This window comes from Pseudomonas sp. IAC-BECa141 (genome assembly GCF_020544405.1).
Taxonomy (GTDB): Bacteria; Pseudomonadota; Gammaproteobacteria; order Pseudomonadales; family Pseudomonadaceae; genus Aquipseudomonas.
Genome location: NZ_CP065410.1, coordinates 4,752,965 through 4,770,017, shown reverse-complemented (window position 1 = coordinate 4,770,017; position 17,053 = coordinate 4,752,965). Strand labels below are relative to the sequence as shown.

17 protein-coding genes and 1 tRNA gene are annotated in these 17,053 nt (G+C 59.9%); 13 read left to right on the top strand and 5 right to left on the bottom strand.

Annotated elements, in window-relative coordinates; genetic code table 11:
* Window positions 1-61 precede the first annotated feature (61 nt).
* The 13 genes from ruvA (at window position 62) to nadA (ending at window position 10,237) form a co-directional block, all read left to right on the top strand.
* A complete protein-coding gene (ruvA, locus tag I5961_RS21865; protein ID WP_007951205.1) occupies window positions 62-670 on the top strand; it encodes a Holliday junction branch migration protein RuvA in 609 nt (202 codons plus the stop codon).
* Window positions 671-1,732: a Holliday junction branch migration DNA helicase RuvB gene (gene ruvB / locus I5961_RS21860; protein ID WP_085689401.1), complete on the top strand. Its 1,062-nt coding sequence runs from the start codon at window positions 671-673 to the stop codon at window positions 1,730-1,732. It abuts the gene before it with no gap.
* Window positions 1,733-1,859: 127 nt separating this feature from the next.
* Window positions 1,860-2,327, top strand: coding sequence for a tol-pal system-associated acyl-CoA thioesterase (gene ybgC / locus I5961_RS21855; protein WP_007951203.1), 468 nt, complete (start codon window positions 1,860-1,862; stop codon window positions 2,325-2,327).
* Window positions 2,317-3,012: a protein TolQ gene (gene tolQ / locus I5961_RS21850; protein ID WP_007912733.1), complete on the top strand. Its 696-nt coding sequence runs from the start codon at window positions 2,317-2,319 to the stop codon at window positions 3,010-3,012. The genes ybgC and tolQ overlap by 11 nt, the downstream gene beginning before the upstream one ends.
* A 23-nt stretch (window positions 3,013-3,035) precedes the next feature.
* A complete protein-coding gene (gene tolR / locus I5961_RS21845; protein WP_162803534.1) occupies window positions 3,036-3,488 on the top strand; it encodes a protein TolR in 453 nt (150 codons plus the stop codon).
* A complete protein-coding gene (gene tolA, locus I5961_RS21840; RefSeq protein WP_085697170.1) occupies window positions 3,488-4,567 on the top strand; it encodes a cell envelope integrity protein TolA in 1,080 nt (359 codons plus the stop codon). Before tolR ends, tolA begins: the two co-directional genes overlap by 1 nt.
* 17 nt (window positions 4,568-4,584) lie before the next feature.
* Window positions 4,585-5,865 (top strand): Tol-Pal system beta propeller repeat protein TolB, encoded by a 1,281-nt coding sequence (tolB, locus tag I5961_RS21835; protein WP_166742344.1) that lies wholly within the window; start codon window positions 4,585-4,587, stop codon window positions 5,863-5,865.
* A 52-nt stretch (window positions 5,866-5,917) separates the two neighbouring features.
* Complete coding sequence (gene pal / locus I5961_RS21830) at window positions 5,918-6,415, top strand: peptidoglycan-associated lipoprotein Pal (RefSeq protein ID WP_003178634.1); 498 nt, start codon at window positions 5,918-5,920, stop codon at window positions 6,413-6,415.
* A 6-nt stretch (window positions 6,416-6,421) separates the two neighbouring features.
* Window positions 6,422-7,261: a tol-pal system protein YbgF gene (gene ybgF / locus I5961_RS21825; protein ID WP_085701652.1), complete on the top strand. Its 840-nt coding sequence runs from the start codon at window positions 6,422-6,424 to the stop codon at window positions 7,259-7,261.
* A 165-nt stretch (window positions 7,262-7,426) separates the two neighbouring features.
* On the top strand, window positions 7,427-8,074 hold the full coding sequence (gene queE, locus I5961_RS21820; RefSeq protein ID WP_085701651.1) for a 7-carboxy-7-deazaguanine synthase QueE: 648 nt from the start codon (window positions 7,427-7,429) through the stop codon (window positions 8,072-8,074).
* A gap of 1 nt (window position 8,075) precedes the next feature.
* Window positions 8,076-8,768: a 7-cyano-7-deazaguanine synthase QueC gene (gene queC, locus I5961_RS21815; RefSeq protein WP_085701650.1), complete on the top strand. Its 693-nt coding sequence runs from the start codon at window positions 8,076-8,078 to the stop codon at window positions 8,766-8,768.
* Between the two features lie 63 nt (window positions 8,769-8,831).
* Window positions 8,832-8,907, top strand: a tRNA-Lys gene (locus I5961_RS21810).
* A gap of 271 nt (window positions 8,908-9,178) precedes the next feature.
* Window positions 9,179-10,237, top strand: a complete 1,059-nt coding sequence (gene nadA / locus I5961_RS21805) for a quinolinate synthase NadA (RefSeq protein ID WP_039766022.1) — start codon at window positions 9,179-9,181, stop codon at window positions 10,235-10,237.
* Between the two features lie 58 nt (window positions 10,238-10,295).
* On the opposite strand, the gene I5961_RS21800 is transcribed toward nadA, so the two are convergent.
* The 5 genes from I5961_RS21800 to gcvP form a co-directional block, all read right to left on the bottom strand.
* Entirely contained in the window at window positions 10,296-10,784 is a 489-nt protein-coding gene (locus tag I5961_RS21800) for an RDD family protein (RefSeq protein WP_085701649.1), read from the bottom strand.
* 97 nt (window positions 10,785-10,881) lie between these two features.
* On the bottom strand, window positions 10,882-11,094 hold the full coding sequence (locus tag I5961_RS21795) for a cold-shock protein (RefSeq protein WP_011335634.1): 213 nt from the start codon (window positions 11,092-11,094) through the stop codon (window positions 10,882-10,884).
* 405 nt (window positions 11,095-11,499) lie between these two features.
* Window positions 11,500-12,624 (bottom strand): glycine cleavage system aminomethyltransferase GcvT, encoded by a 1,125-nt coding sequence (gcvT, locus tag I5961_RS21790; RefSeq protein WP_227233319.1) that lies wholly within the window; start codon window positions 12,622-12,624, stop codon window positions 11,500-11,502.
* Between the two features lie 116 nt (window positions 12,625-12,740).
* Window positions 12,741-14,117 carry an L-serine ammonia-lyase gene (locus tag I5961_RS21785; RefSeq protein ID WP_085701648.1) on the bottom strand — a complete coding sequence of 459 codons (1,377 nt, stop codon included), beginning with the start codon at window positions 14,115-14,117 and terminating at the stop codon, window positions 12,741-12,743.
* A 75-nt stretch (window positions 14,118-14,192) separates the two neighbouring features.
* A complete protein-coding gene (gene gcvP, locus I5961_RS21780; RefSeq protein ID WP_227233318.1) occupies window positions 14,193-17,045 on the bottom strand; it encodes an aminomethyl-transferring glycine dehydrogenase in 2,853 nt (950 codons plus the stop codon).
* Window positions 17,046-17,053: the final 8 nt, after the last annotated feature.

Sequence of the window (17,053 nt, the reverse complement as noted above, 5' to 3'; positions counted from 1 at the left end):
CGTAAATCCATGTTCTGTCGGTCGCCAGCCCACGGCTGGCCAACGCTCAAGGATCTGAAACGTGATTGGACGCTTGCGCGGCACTCTGGCTGAGAAACAGCCGCCGCACCTGATTCTGGATGTAAATGGCCTCGGGTATGAGCTGGAAGTGCCCATGACCACCCTTTATCGTCTGCCGTCGGTCGGTGAACCGCTGACCTTGCACACCCATTTGGTCGTACGCGAAGACGCGCAGTTACTCTATGGTTTTGCCGGCAAGCGTGAGCGAGACTTTTTTCGCGAGTTGATCCGTCTCAATGGTGTGGGGCCGAAACTGGCCCTGGCCTTGATGTCGAGTCTGGAAGTCGATGAGCTGATCCGCTGCGTGCAGTCCCAGGACACCTCGGCGCTGACCAAGGTGCCGGGCGTGGGCAAGAAAACCGCCGAGCGTCTGCTGGTCGAGCTCAAGGATCGCTTCAAGGCCTGGGAAACCTCGCCGGCCATGTTTGCGCTGGTTCCGAACCAGCCGGACGGCCCGGCGCCGGTCAATACCGCCGAGAATGATGCGGTCAGCGCGCTGATTTCTCTGGGTTACAAGCCACAGGAAGCGAGCAAGGCGATTTCCGCAATCAAAGAGAAAGGCCTGAGCAGCGAAGACATGATTCGACGCGCCCTGAAGGGAATGATTTAAGTGATTGAAGCTGATCGTCTGATCGCCGCCACGCACAGTCCGCGTGAGCGCGAAGAAGTCCAGGATCGGGCGATACGTCCCGTCAGTCTGGCCGAATACATCGGCCAGCCGACCGTTCGCGAGCAGATGGAACTGTTTATCCAGGCCGCTCGTGGTCGTAGCGAATCCCTCGACCACACCCTGATCTTCGGTCCGCCGGGGCTGGGTAAAACCACCCTGGCGAACATCATCGCCGAGGAAATGGGCGTATCGATCAAGAGCACTTCCGGTCCGGTGCTTGAGCGTCCGGGGGACCTGGCGGCGCTGTTGACCAATCTTGAACCGCACGATGTGCTGTTCATCGATGAAATCCATCGTCTGTCGCCGATTGTTGAAGAAGTGCTGTACCCGGCCATGGAAGATTTCCAGCTCGATATCATGATCGGTGAAGGGCCGGCGGCGCGTTCGATCAAACTCGATCTGCCGCCGTTCACCCTGGTCGGTGCAACCACGCGGGCAGGTATGCTGACCAACCCGTTGCGCGACCGTTTCGGCATCGTCCAGCGCCTCGAGTTCTACAGCACAGCTGATCTGGCGACGATTGTCAGCCGTTCGGCGAGCATTCTCGGTCTGCCGCTGGATCCGGAAGGGTCTTTCGAGATCGCTCGCCGCGCTCGGGGCACGCCGCGAATCGCCAACCGATTGTTGCGCCGGGTGCGGGATTTCGCCGAAGTCCGGGCCAAGGGGCACATCACCAAGTCCGTCGCGGATCTGGCGCTGAACCTGCTGGATGTCGACGAGCACGGTTTCGATCATCAGGACCGGCGTCTGCTGTTGACCATGATCGAAAAGTTCGATGGCGGCCCGGTGGGCATCGACAGTCTGGCGGCGGCGATCAGTGAAGAACGCCACACCATCGAGGACGTGCTCGAGCCGTACCTCATTCAGCAGGGGTACATCATGCGGACGCCGCGCGGCAGGGTGGTTACTCGCCACGCGTACCTGCATTTTGGTTTAAACATTCCGACACGAATGGGCGAAATGCCCGTGGCAGACGAGTTTCTTGATGCCGTGGACGATTGATACACATTTAATGGCGATTTATTCAGCGTTTGTACTGTCTCAGGACGGTACTTTTGCGGTAAAGCCTTTGAACATTGAAAAACAGTTGCCTGGCCGGATTGGCAACCCGAGGAGTAAGCACTAGAGTATGCGCGCGCAAAACGGGCTTGAGCCGTTCGCACATCGTTGTCGCGTTTATTACGAGGACACCGATGCGGGCGGCATCGTGTATTACGTTAATTACCTCAAGTTTATGGAACGGGCTCGAACCGAGCGGCTCCGGGAGCTGGGCTTTGCCCAGTCGGCGCTGGCAGGGGAGGACCTGTTGTTCGTCGTGCATTCCAGCGAAGCGCGTTATCACGCGCCGGCGCGACTGGACGACGAGCTTCTGGTAAGCGCTGATGTAATCGAATTGAACCGTGCCAGCCTGCGCTTTCGACAGCAGGTCAGGCGGGCAACGGATAATGTGCTGCTCTGCGAAGGGCAGTTTCTGGTGGCCTGTGTGCGCACTAACAGTTTGAAACCCCGGGCCCTTCCCGAAGACCTGCGTGCGGCCTTTGCCGACGCGGTCGGCACGGGTACACACTCAAAGCAGGAGATAAAGCGTGGAAGCTAACGTCGTCGACCATTCCTCCATGTGGAGCCTGGTCAGCAATGCCAGCATCGTGGTGCAGTTGGTAATGTTGACCCTGGTGGCCGCATCGGTGACCTCATGGATCATGATCTTTCAGCGCAGCAATCTGCTGCGCGCCGGTCGACGCGCCCTGGAGAGCTTCGAGGAGCGCTTCTGGTCGGGTATCGACCTGTCCAAGCTCTATCGTCAGGCCGGCAGCAACCCGGATCCGGATTCGGGCGTCGAGCAGATCTTCCGCGCCGGCTTCAAGGAGTTTTCCCGTCTGCGTCAGCAGCCAGGTGTCGATCCTGAAGCGGTGATGGAAGGTGTGGCCCGTGCCATGCGGGTCGCCATCTCCCGCGAAGAAGAAAAGCTCGAGCAGAGCCTGCCGTTCCTCGCTACCGTGGGTTCCGTCAGTCCGTACATCGGTCTGTTCGGTACCGTCTGGGGGATCATGAACTCCTTCCGTGGTCTGGCCAGCGCACAACAGGCCACCCTGGCCACTGTGGCACCCGGCATCGCCGAAGCCCTGATCGCCACTGCGATCGGTCTGTTCGCCGCAATCCCGGCCGTTATCGCTTACAACCGTTTCTCTGCCCGCAGCGAAACCTTGCTGAGCCGCTACTACACCTTCGCCGATGAATTCCAGGCGATCCTGCACCGCAAAGTGCACACCAGCGAAGAATAAGCAGGTATTTCCCGATGGCTTTAATCACTCGAGCCCGACACAAGCGCAAGCCGGTCGCCGAGATGAACGTAGTGCCTTACATCGACGTGATGCTGGTGCTGCTGGTCATCTTCATGGTGACTGCGCCGATGCTCAATCAGGGCGTGAAGGTGGATCTGCCCAAGGTTTCCAGCGAAGCCTTGCCGCAGGACAACAACACCCAGGTGCTGACCATTTCGATCAAGGCTGACAAGACCTACTACTGGAACCTTGGCAGCGAAGTCGACACCGAGAAGCAACAGGACCGGGCCATGACCCTGCCACAGATGACCGACGCGGTGACCAAGATCATTCGCGCCGGCACTGAAGGCGGCAAGCGTACCCAGGTCTTCATCCGTGGCGACAAGTCCGTCGATTATGGCTCCGTCATGGGCGCCATGGGCGGGTTGCAGAAAGCCGGGGTCGGTAACGTTGGCTTGATCACCGAGGCGCCCTGATGCAGCAACAGCGAGAGCCGTCCGCCTCGGAAAGCTACTTCTGGCCCAGCGTCTGGGCGATTGGCTTGCACGTGCTGGTGTTCGGCATGCTGTTTGTCAGTTTCGCCATGACGCCTGAGCTGCCGCCGGCCAAGCCGATTGTCCAGGCGACCCTGTACCAGCTGAAATCGAAAAGTCAGGCGACCACCCAGACCAATCAGAAGATTGCGGGTGAGGCGAAGAAATCCGCCGCGCGCCAGACCGAAGTCGAGCAGATGGAGCAGAAAAAGGTCGAGCAGGAAGCGGTGAAAGCTGCGGAACAAAAGAAAGAAGAAGCGGCTCAAAAGGCCGAGGAAGCCAAGAAGGCCGATGAGGCGAAGAAAGCGAACGAGGCGAAGAAGGCTGATGAAGCCAAGAAAGCCGAAGACGCGAAGAAAGCCGCCGAAGCCAAGAAGGCAGAAGAGAAACAATTGGCTGATATAGCCAAGAAGAAAGCCGAAGAAGAAGCCAAGAAGGCTGCTGAAGAAGAGGCCAAGAAAGCGGCCGCTGAAGAAGCCAAGAAGAAGATCGTCGAAGACGCGAAAAAGAAAGCCGCCGAAGACGCCAAGAAGAAAGCTGAAGCTGAAGAGGCGAAGAAGAAAGTCGCCGAAGACGCGAAGAAGAAAGCTGCTGCCGATGCTGCGAAGAAGAAAGCGCAGGAAGCGGCACGTAAATCCGCTGAAGACAAAAAGGCTCAGGCCCTGGCAGATTTGCTTTCCGACACGCCGCAGCGCCAGCAGGCTTTGGCCGATGAGCAGGGCGATGAAGTCGCGGGCAGTTTCGATGACCTGATTCGTGCGCGGGCAGCGGAAGGCTGGGCACGTCCACCTTCGGCACGCAAAGGCATGACGGTTGTGCTGCAGATCGGCATGTTGCCGGACGGTACGGTGACTTCGGTCAGCGTGGCGAAGTCCAGTGGCGACGGTCCGTTCGATGCGTCTGCAGTGGCAGCGGTCAAGAATATTGGACGTTTGACGGAAATGCAGGGAATGAAGCCGAGCGATTTCGCTCCGTATCGTTCATTCAAGATGACATTCACACCTGAGGATCTAGCCTTGTGAGAAACCTTCTTCGAGGAATGCTGGTCGTGATCTGCTGCATGGCAGGGATCGCGATGGCGGATGAAAAGAACATTCTGGTCACCAGCGGCAGCGATCGGGCGACTCCGATCGCCGTCGTGCCGTTCGGTTTCCAGGGCGGTGCCGTCCTGCCGGATGACATGGCTGAAATCATTGGTAACGATTTGCGCAACTCGGGCTACTACTCGCCGATTCCGAAGCAAAACATGATCAGCCAGCCAAGCCAGCCGAGCGAAATCATCTTCCGCGACTGGAAGGCGGTGGGCGCGCAATACATGATGGTCGGCAGCATCGTGCCGGCCGGCGGCCGTCTGCAGGTGCAGTGGGCTTTGTTCAACGTCGCCACCGAGCAGAAAGTGGCTGACGGCAGTGTGTCCGGCACCACCGAACAGCTGCGCGACATGGCGCACTACATCTCCGATCAGTCCTTCGAAAAACTGACCGGCATTAAAGGTGCATTCTCGACTCGCCTGCTGTACGTCACAGCCGAGCGTTTCTCCGAGAAGAACACCCGTTACACCCTGCAGCGCTCGGACTATGACGGCGCCCGCGCCGTGACCTTGCTGCAATCGCGTGAGCCGATCCTGTCGCCGCGTTTTGCACCGGACGGCAAGCGTATCGCCTACGTGTCGTTCGAGCAGAAGCGTCCGCGCATCTTCATGCAGAACATCGACACCGGTCGCCGCGAGCAGATCACCAACTTCGAAGGCCTGAACGGCGCGCCAGCCTGGTCGCCGGACGGCAATCGCCTGGCGTTCGTATTGTCGAAGGACGGTAACCCGGACATCTACGTGATGAACCTCGGTTCGCGTCAGATCACCCGCGTGACCGCAGGTCCTGGCATCAACACCGAACCGTACTGGGGCAAGGATGGCTCGACCATCTACTTCACCTCCGACCGTGGCGGCAAGCCGCAGATCTACAAGACCAGCGCCGGTGGCGGCGGTGCCGAGCGCGTGACGTTCGTGGGCAACTACAACGCCAACCCCAAGCTTTCGGCAGATGAAAAGACCCTGGTGATGATCCATCGTCAGGACGGTTTCACCAATTTCAAAGTGGCGGCCCAGGATTTGCAGCGCGGAAGTGTAAAAATCCTCACTGATAGCACTCTGGACGAGTCGCCTACTGTTGCGCCCAACGGCACCATGGTAATCTACGCCACCCGCCAGCAGGGCCGGGGAGTCTTGATGCTCGTGTCCATTAATGGACGCGTGAGGCTCCCGCTTCCTACCGCTCAAGGCGAAGTCAGAGAACCGTCCTGGTCCCCTTACCTGAACTGACGCGGCGCTTTACGTTTTACTTAACACACTGGGGTTCATTAGGAGTTTCACGATGGAAATGCTGAAGTTTGGTAAATTTGCTGCGCTGGCTCTGGCCATGGCTGTAGCTGTAGGTTGCTCGTCCAAAGGCGGCGACAACGCCGGTGAAGGCGCTGTTGATCCAAACGCTGGTTACGGCGCAAACACTGGTGCAGTTGACGGTTCCCTGAGCGAAGAAGCTGCTCTGCGCGCAATCACCACCTTCTACTTCGAATACGACAGCTCGGACCTGAAGCCAGAAGCCATGCGCGCTCTGGACGTTCACGCCAAAGACCTGAAAGCAAACGGCGCTCGCGTTGTTCTGGAAGGCAACACCGACGAACGTGGTACTCGTGAGTACAACATGGCACTGGGCGAGCGTCGTGCGAAAGCCGTTCAGCGCTACCTGGTACTGCAAGGTGTTTCCCCAGCTCAGCTGGAACTGGTTTCCTACGGCGAAGAGCGTCCAGTTGCTACCGGCAACGACGAGCAGTCCTGGGCTCAAAACCGTCGCGTCGAACTGCGTAAGTAATTCGATATGCGAACGTGCCGTCGTGCTGTAACTGTTCTGGCTCTCAGCCTCGCGCCGCTTGCGGCGTGGGCTGCGGTTCCTGTGGTCGATGACAACTCCGGTTATAACAATAGCGGGAGCAGTTATCCGCCTGCAGGTTACGGTACGAACGGCGCCTATGCCGGGGGAGCGGCTTCGGCCCCTGCCTCGGCACAAGGCATGCTGTTCAACCAACTGCAACAAATGCAGGATCAACTGTCGCGCCAGCAAGGCGTGATCGAAGAACTGCAGAACCAGGTTTCGCGCATGAAACAGGAATCCCTGGAGCGATACCAGGATCTCGATCGGCGCATAGGGTCCGGCGTTGCACCTGCCGCGAATCCCGAGAATTCTTCTGCCGGTGGCGATGCAAGTGCTGCTGCCGGTGCCGCCGCTGGAGCCGGGGCCGCTGCTGCCGCCCAGGCACCTGCTGCGGGTGGCGAACCGGCTGATCCGGCCAAGGAAAAGCTGTATTACGATGCAGCTTTCGACCTGATCAAGGCCAAGGATTTCGACAAGGCCAGCCAGGCGTTTGCCGCTTTCCTGCGTAAGTACCCGAACAGCCAATACGCGGGCAACGCCCAGTACTGGCTGGGTGAAGTGAACCTGGCCAAGGGGGATCTGCAAGGCGCAGGTCAAGCTTTCGCCAAGGTTTCGCAGCTGTATCCCAAGCACGCCAAAGTGCCGGATTCGCTGTACAAGCTGGCTGACGTAGAACGCCGCCTCGGTCATACCGACAAGGTCAAAGGCATTCTGCAGCAGGTGGTGGCCCAGTATCCGGGCACATCCGCCGCTCAGTTGGCCCAGCGCGACTTGCAACGCATGTAACAGCGTTTGACCCGTTTGGAAGAAACCCGCGCTTGTCGCGGGTTTTTTCGTTAGAATTCACGCCCTTTTATGAAACACGCTTCTGGTGATCTACGCGTTGGCGGGGTTGCCTGAAGTGCCTGACGGAGGCGGACAGCCTGTTTAGCTGTTACGCCCGTGGCGACTATGCAAGACACATTGAGAATCACCGAAGTTTTCTACTCGTTGCAGGGGGAAACGCGGACTGCCGGGCTGCCCACGGTTTTTGTGCGCCTGACCGGTTGCCCATTGCGTTGCCAATACTGCGACAGCGCCTACGCATTCAGCGGTGGCACGATCCGCACCCTCGACGACATCCTCGAGCAAGTGGCCGGCTTTCGCCCGCGCTACGTCTGTGTCACTGGCGGTGAGCCGCTGGCTCAGCCCAACGCCATCCCTTTGCTCAAGCAATTGTCCGATGCCGGCTACGAAGTCTCGCTGGAAACCAGCGGCGCCCTCGACATCTCGGCGGTCGATCCGCGGGTCAGTCGGGTGGTCGACCTGAAGACGCCTGACTCCAAAGAAGCCCATCGCAACCGTTACGAGAACATCGAACTGCTGACGCCCAACGATCAGGTGAAGTTTGTCATCTGCTCGCGGGAGGACTATGACTGGGCGGTATCGAAGCTGATCCAGTACGGTCTCGAGCGACGTGCAGGTGAAGTGCTGTTTTCCCCAAGTCACCACGACCTGAATGCTCGGGATCTGGCGGACTGGGTGGTGGCGGATAACCTGCCAGTGCGCCTGCAACTGCAGCTGCATAAATATCTATGGAATGATGAGCCGGGGCGCTGAGATGACTGAACAACTGAATACTAGCCAAAAACGTGCGGTAATCCTGCTTTCGGGTGGGCTGGACTCGGCCACGGTCGTGGCGATGGCGCGCGCTGAAGGCTACGCCTGCTACACCATGAGTTTCGATTACGGTCAGCGTTCCCACGCTGAACTGCATGCTGCTGCTCGCGTTGCTCGCGATCTGGGTGTGGTCGAGCACAAGGTGATCGGCCTGAACCTGAATGGCATGGGGGGGTCGGCCTTGACCGACACCAGCATCGATATTCCGGAAGAGTTGGGCGAAGGCATTCCGGTGACCTACGTGCCGGCGCGCAACACGGTTTTCCTTTCGCTGGCCTTGGGCTGGGCTGAAGTGCTCGGCGCCAGTGACATCTTTATCGGCGTCAACGCAGTGGATTACTCCGGATACCCGGATTGCCGTCCCGAGTTCATCGAGTCGTTTGAGCGCATGGCCAATCTGGCGACCAAGGCTGGTGTGGAAGGCAATGGTTTCCGCATCCAGGCACCACTGCAGAACCTGAGCAAGGCGCAGATCGTCCAGGCTGGCGTGAAGCTGGGCGTCGATTACGCGCTGACCGTTTCCTGCTATCAGGCCGACGATGACGGCCGCGCTTGTGGCAAATGCGACAGCTGCCGACTGCGTGCAGAAGGCTTCGCGGCGGCCGGAATCAGCGACCCGACACCTTATTTTTGATTTTTTTCAAATTAGGTGTTGAATAGTCCTTAAAAATCAGTATTATACGCGCCACCACACAGCGGGTCGTTAGCTCAGTTGGTAGAGCAGTTGGCTTTTAACCAATTGGTCGTAGGTTCGAATCCCACACGACCCACCATTTTTGCTGTTTTTAAAAGTCTGGAAGGCCCACGAAAGTGAGGATTTCCGGATTTTTTTTTGCCTGCGATTCAGGCATCCGACCCTTCGTTTCTTCCCGCCGTGACGCAGGTCAGAATCATCTTTTGTATCACCGGGATATTCTGTAGCCTTGCGCAGCTCCAACGCTGTCCGTGCCTGATAATACTCACTTTCCCGGCGGTACCCTCAAGCGGTCCGGAGCCGGGTGTATACTCGACTTTCGCGCGAATGCGCCTGCAGGTCTTGCGAACATGACGCAGATTTCCGAACGCCTTCTGGTACAAGCCCACCTCGACGCCAAGCAGCCCAAGCCGCTGACGGCCGAGGAAGAGGCCTATTACCGTTCCGCCATCGCCGCCGAGCTCAAGGCTCAGGACGCGGTGCTGGTTGCCCACTTTTATTGCGATCCGATCATCCAGGCCCTCGCCGAAGAAACCGGCGGTTGCGTTTCTGACTCCCTGGAAATGGCCCGCTTCGGCAACGCCCATCCGGCCAAGACCGTGGTGGTCGCCGGCGTGAAATTCATGGGTGAGACCGCGAAGATTCTCAACCCTGAAAAACGCGTGCTGATGCCGACCCTGGAAGCGACCTGCTCGCTGGATCTGGGTTGCCCGGTGGACGAGTTCTCGGCGTTCTGCGATCAGCATCCGGAACGCACCGTGGTGGTGTATGCCAACACCTCGGCTGCCGTCAAAGCCCGGGCCGATTGGGTAGTGACCTCCAGCTGCGCACTGGAAATCGTCGAAAGCCTGATGGATAACGGCGAAACCATTATCTGGGGCCCGGACAAGCACCTGGGCACCTATATCCAGCGTCAGACCGGCGCCGACATGCTGCTGTGGGACGGTGCCTGCATCGTCCACGAAGAGTTCAAGTCCAAGCAGCTGGAAGACATGAAGGCGCTGTACCCGGACGCTGCCATTCTGGTGCACCCGGAGTCGCCGACCTCGGTGATCGAACTGGCGGACGCCGTCGGCTCCACCAGCCAGCTCATCGCCGCCGCTCAATCGCTGCCGAACAAGACCCTGATCGTCGCCACCGATCGCGGCATCTTCTACAAGATGCAGCAGCTGTGCCCTGACAAGGTCTTCATCGAAGCGCCAACCGCCGGTAACGGCGCGGCGTGCCGCAGTTGCGCACATTGCCCGTGGATGGCCATGAACACCCTTGAGCGTACCCTCAAGTGCCTGAAGGAAGGCTCGAACGAGATCTTCGTCGACCCGGCCCTGATCCCACAGGCGATCCGCCCGCTCAAGCGCATGCTCGATTTCACTCAGGCTGCGCGGATGAAGCTGGCCGGCAACGCCTGACTCTGAGCTGCAAACAAAAACGCCCCGATTGGATCGGGGCGTTTTTGCATCTGGAGGATTATTTGGTCTTTTTCGGGATTCGCACGAGCTGCGTGTCGGAGTAGATGTCATGCCAGGTGCGTTTCTGTTTGTCGAACAGCGACCAGAAGAACCCAAGGCCCAGGCACAGCCACGACGCAATCGATACCATGAACCGCAGCAACGCCTGCCACAGGCTGATCGCAGTGCCATCAGCGTTCTGCACGCGAATGCCCCAGACCTGCATGCCCAGGGTCTGCCCGGCGTGAGTCCAGAACTTGGCGAAGAAGCCGAACAGCACCAGCAGCAGCACTGTGGAATACAGCGGATCGCCATCCAGCTGCCCGGCGTCAGTCAGAACCCGCAGACGCTCCTCGCCGATGATTGCCGCCTGAATCATCTTGTAGACGCCACCCGTCACGATCAGCAGGGCGGTGCACAATAGAAAGTCATAGAACATCGCTGCCAGACGACGACCCAGGCCGACGGTGGGGAAATCGCCCTGGGGAGTGAGCAGGTGTTTCGACATGGCAGCCTCTGGACGGAAAGTGAAGCGCCATTTTACGGATTTGCGCCCACAAAAAAGCCCCTGATATCAATATCAGGGGCTTTTTCGTAACAGAAAATCAGGCTTCTGCGATAACTTCGTCAGCCTGCATGCCTTTCTGGCCTTGCACTGCAACGAAGGTCACTTTCTGGCCTTCTTTCAGGCTCTTGAAGCCGTTGCCCTGAATGGCACGGAAATGCACGAACAGATCCGGACCGCTTTCTGGAGTGATAAAACCAAAACCTTTCTCGTCGTTAAACCACTTGACGGTACCGCTCTGACGTTGGGACATTTCTTATTTCCTTTGACGCAAAAATTGATGACAGTCTCTTCCTCATGAAAGAGTACTGGGGCTGGTTGCAGGAGAGTAAGAAGACGTCGAACGGGATGTAGCTAACTTGTAGGCTACTGCCCAGGTCACGATTCCAAGCTGACCCATGCAAACACAGTGGACAAACTCTACGCCAACTACGGGAGGAAAAACAAGCCCCGTTAAGGCCCCGGGTTTCCTGCGCTTGCCGGCACTTTGGTAGGTCCACTAGACCGGCTTATACGATTAGCTCGTTCAATTGTTTTCGAACGTTATAAACCAAGTTCATATTCGAAACGAAAGTAAACTGAGTGCACTGTTTTATGGCGATTGCGTTACACATTAGTGCACGCATAACGCAATCGCGTTACTTATAGAAACAGTCAATCAACAGCGATAGTAGCGTTGTGGAACAAATGGCATTTTGCTTACAAGCAATGGCACCTTTTTCCCACGAACAATTGCCCAAACTGGCGTATCGAGTGCAACGTAGGCGCTGTCCAGGTAACCCATGGCCAACGGGCCGCCCAAGGTCGGGCCGAAGCCGCCGCTGCACACGCTGCCGACGATCTCGCCCGCTTCGTTGACGATCTCTGCACCTTCACGGACCGGCGTACGCTCTTGCGGCAGCAGGCCGACACGTTTGCGCTGAACACCATTGTGCTGTTGAGCGAAGACTTGCTCCGCGCCGGGGAAACCACCGGCGCGCGCACCGTCGGCACGCCGAGGCTTGGAGATTGCCCACAGCAGGCTGGCTTCTATCGGGGTGGTCTCGGTGTTCATGTCGTGGCCGTACAGGCACAGACCGGCTTCCAGGCGCAGCGAGTCACGGGCGCCGAGGCCGATGGCGGCGACTTCCGGTTCGGCCAGCAGGGCGCGGGCGAGTTTTTCCGCGTCGGCTGCCGGAACCGAGATTTCGAAACCGTCTTCACCGGTGTAGCCCGAACGGCTGACAAAGCAATCCACACCCAGCAGAGTCACGCGGGCGAATTGCATGAAAGTCATTTTCGCCACTTGCGGCGCCAGGCGTGCCAGTACGGTCACGGCGGCCGGGCCTTGCAGGGCGAGCAGGGCGCGTGCTTCGAAGAGCTCGGTAATGGTGCATTGATCGCCGATGTGTTTTTGCAGATGGGCCAGGTCCTGATCCTTGCACGCGGCGTTGACCACCAGGAACAGTTCGTCATTGCCCAGATTGGCAACCATCAGGTCATCGAGGATGCCGCCGGTTTCGTTGGTGAACATCGCGTAGCGCTGCATGCCCACTGGCAGGTCGATGATGTCCACCGGTACCAGGGTTTCCAGAGCTTTGGCGGCATTGGCGCCGGTCAGGCGGATCTGGCCCATGTGCGAGACATCGAACAGCCCGGCCTGCTCACGGGTGTGCTGGTGTTCTTTCATCACGCCCAGCGGGTATTGCACCGGCATGTCGTAGCCGGCAAACGGCACCATGCGGGCGCCGAGTTCGATGTGCAGAGCGTGCAGCGGGGTTTTCGACAGTTGTTCGGTGGACATGCGTGACTCCTTGATTCACACCAACCCTATCCCGGAGGGAGAGGGAGCTCATTACGACCCTCTCCCGTCGGGAGAGGAAATTTATTCATCCCTTTCCCATCGGGAGAGGGCGTCTGTCAGCACTCGATAATGTTGACCGCCAGACCGCCACGGGCGGTCTCCTTGTATTTGCTTTTCATGTCGGCGCCGGTCTGGCGCATGGTGCGGATGACCTTGTCGAGGGAGACGAAGTGCTGCCCGTCGCCGCGCATGGCCATGCGCACGGCATTGATCGCCTTGACCGAGCCCATGGCGTTGCGCTCGATACACGGCACTTGCACCAGTCCGCCAATCGGGTCGCAGGTCAGGCCGAGGTTGTGTTCCATGCCGATTTCGGCAGCGTTTTCCACTTGCTGCACGCTGCCGCCGAGCACTTCGCACAACGCGCCGGCCGCCATCGAACAGGCCACACCGACCTCGCCCTGACAGCCGACTTCGGCGCCGGAAATCGAGGCGTTTTCCTTGTACAGAATGCCGATGGCCGCCGCAGTCAGCAGGAAGCGCACCACGCCGTCATCGTTCGCGCCGGGAATGAAGCGCATGTAGTAATGCAATACGGCGGGAATAATCCCCGCCGCGCCGTTGGTCGGTGCCGTAACCACGCGCCCGCCATTGGCGTTTTCTTCGTTGACGGCGAGGGCGTAGAGGTTGACCCAGTCCAGCACCGACAGCGGGTCGCGCAGCGACGATTCCGGGTTCTTGCACAGTTGCCGGTGCAGCGCCGCCGCCCTCCGCTTGACCTTCAGGCCGCCTGGCAGGATGCCTTCGTTGCGACAGCCGGCAGCCACGCAGTCCTGCATCACTTGCCAGATCTTCAGCAGACCGGCGCGGGTTTCCGCTTCCGGGCGCCAGGCGCTTTCGTTGGTCAGCATCACCTGGCTGATCGACAGGCCATAGGTGGTGCAGTGACCGAGCAAGTCCTTGGCACTTTTGAACGGGAAGGTCAGCGGGGTGGCGTCCTCGACGATGCGGTCGGCACCGGCCGCATCTTCGTCGACCACAAAACCACCGCCGACCGAGTAGTACTCGCGGCTGCGGATCTGCAATCCCGCCGCATCGAAGGCACGGAAAATCATGCCGTTGGGGTGATAGGCCAACGGTTTGCGGATCATTGCCAGGTGTTCTTTCTCGTTGAACGCAATGCTGTGTTCGCCGAGCAGATTCAAACGCCCGCTGCCACGAATCTCCGAGAGACGGGCGGCGACGGTTTCAGTATCCACGGTGTCCGGGTGTTCACCTTCCAGGCCCAGCAGCACGGCCTTGTCGCTGCCGTGACCCTTGCCGGTGGCGCCGAGGGATCCATACAACTCGACCCTGACGCTGGTAGTGGCCGACAACAGGTTTTCCCGGCGCAGGCCTTCGACGAAACGCGCAGCTGCGCGCATCGGGCCGACGGTGTGGGAGCTGGAGGGGCCGATGCCAATCTTGAACAGGTCGAACACGCTTAACGACATGGTTGTTCTCCGGTTTCTTGTTATAGGCACATCAGGCACGCATGAAAGGGGCGGGCGAACCCGCCCCCTCACAGGTCAAGCGTAGCTTTCGATCGACGGGCAGGCGCAGACCAGGTTTCGGTCGCCGAACACGTTGTCGACGCGACCGACCGGCGGCCAGTACTTGCCTTCGATCAACGACGCCACCGGGTACACCGCTTGTTCGCGGCTGTACGGGTGAGTCCACTCGCCAACCAGCTCTGCAGCGGTGTGCGGCGCGTTCTTCAGCGGGTTGTCGTCCTTGTCCAGGGTGCCGTTTTCCACTGCGCGGATTTCTTCGCGGATGCGGATCATGGCGTCGCAGAAGCGGTCCAGTTCTTCCTTGGATTCACTTTCGGTCGGCTCGATCATCAGCGTGCCGGCCACCGGGAACGACATGGTCGGGGCGTGGAAGCCGAAGTCGATCAGGCGCTTGGCGACGTCATCGACGCTGATGCCGCTGCTGTCTTTCAATGGACGCAGATCCAGGATGCACTCGTGCGCCACCAGACCGTTGCTGCCGGTGTACAGCACCGGGTAGTGCTCTTCCAGGCGACGGGAAATGTAGTTGGCATTGAGGATCGCCAGTTGCGAAGCGCGCTTGAGACCTGCGCCACCCATCATGCGAATGTACATCCAGGTGATCGGCAGAATGCTCGCGCTGCCGAACGGTGCTGCGCAGACCGCGCCTTCCTTGCGTTCCATGTGACCGTGGCCCGGCAGGAACGGAGTCAGGTGCGATTTCACGCCGATCGGGCCGACGCCCGGACCGCCACCGCCGTGCGGGATGCAGAAGGTTTTGTGCAGGTTCAGGTGCGAGACATCGCCGCCGAACTTGCCCGGTGCGCAGAGGCCGACCATCGCGTTCATGTTGGCGCCGTCGATGTACACCTGGCCGCCGTTGTCATGAATGATGCCGCAGATTTCGCGGATGCCTTCTTCGAATACGCCGTGAGTCGACGGGTAAGTGATCATCAGCGCGGCGAGGTGTTCGCGGTGCTCGATGGCCTTGGCGCGCAGGTCTTCGATGTCCACGTTGCCACGGGCGTCGCAGGCGGTCACGACCACGCGCATGCCGGCCATGTTGGCGGTCGCCGGGTTGGTGCCGTGAGCGGACGACGGGATCAGGCAGATGTCGCGACGGTCTTCGCCACGGCTCTGGTGGTAGGCGCGGATTGCCAGCAGACCTGCGTACTCACCCTGGGAACCGGCGTTCGGTTGCAGGGAGATCGAGTCGTAACCGGTGGCGGCGCAGAGCATCGCTTCCAGTTCGTCGGTCAGTTGCTGGTAACCGGCGCTTTGCTCGGCCGGGGCGAACGGGTGCAGGGCGCCGAACTCGGCCCAGGTCACCGGAATCATTTCGCTGGCGGCGTTGAGTTTCATGGTGCACGAGCCCAGCGGGATCATGGTGCGATCGAGGGCCAGGTCCTTGTCCGCCAGCTTGCGCAGGTAGCGCATCAGCTCGGTTTCCGAGTGATAACGGTTGAACACAGGGTGGCTGAGGATCGGTGACTGGCGAACCAGCGCGGCAGGAATGGTGCATTGCGCGGCAGCGGCCAGAGCAGCGAAGTCCGGCAGGGTCTTGCCGTCGGCGAACAGGCCCCACAGGGTTTCGATATCAGCCTGGGTGGTGGTTTCGTCGACCGACAGGCCAAGACGCTGGGCATCGATCACGCGCAGGTTGATCTGTTGAGCGCGAGCCTTGTCGTGCAACGCAGCAGTTTGCGCGCCGGTGGCCAGGGTCAGTGTGTCGAAGAAGCTGACTTGCTCGACGGTCACGCCCAGGGCGCTCAGGCCCTTGGCCAGGATCGCGGTCAGGTGATGCACGCGGTTGGCGATCTGGGTCAAGCCTTTCGGGCCGTGGTACACGGCGTACATGCTGGCGATGTTGGCCAGCAGCACTTGTGCGGTGCAGATGTTCGACGTGGCCTTCTCGCGGCGGATATGTTGCTCGCGGGTCTGCATCGCCAGACGCAGGGCCGGCTTGCCGAAGCGGTCAACCGAGACACCGACCAGACGGCCCGGCATGTCGCGCTTGAACGCATCCTTGGTGGAGAAGTAAGCAGCGTGCGGGCCGCCGAAGCCCAGCGGTACGCCGAAGCGTTGGGCGCTGCCGATGGCCACGTCCGCGCCGAATTCGCCCGGTGGAGTCAGCAGGGTCAGGGCCAGCAGGTCGGCAGCCACGGCCACCAGAGCGTTGGCGGCGTGGAAGCGCTCGGTCAGTTCGCGGTAGTCGAACACATCACCGTTGCTGGCCGGGTATTGCAGCAGCGCGCCGAAGAAAGGCGTCACGTCGGTCAGTTCACGCTCATCGCCCACGACCACGTCGATGCCCAGCGGCTCGGCACGGGTGCGCAGCACGTCGAGGGTTTGCGGGTGGCTGTGGATCGAGGCGAAGAACTGGTGGCTGCCCTTGTTCTTGCTCAGGCGTTTGCAGAAGGTCATGGCTTCGGCAGCAGCGGTGGCTTCGTCGAGCAGGGAAGCGTTGGCGATCGGCAGACCGGTCAGGTCGCTGATCAGGGTCTGGAAGTTCAGCAGCGCTTCGAGACGGCCCTGGGAAATTTCTGGCTGATACGGGGTGTAAGCGGTGTACCAGGCCGGGTTTTCCAGCAGGTTGCGCAGGATCGGCGACGGCGTGTGGCAGTTGTAGTAGCCCTGACCGATGTAGGTCTTGAACAACTGGTTCTTGCCGGCGATGCCTTTGATCATTGCCAGGGCGTCGGCTTCGCTCAGACCGTCGTCGAGGCCGAGCACGCTGGTGCCCTTGATGCTTTCCGGGATGACGCTGGCGCTCAGGGCTTCGAGCGAGTCGAAGCCGAGGCTGTTGAGCATGGCTTGCTCGTCACCGGCGCGCGGGCCGATGTGACGGGTGATGAATTCGTTGGCGGTGCCGAGATTAACTTGGGTCATGTCAGGTT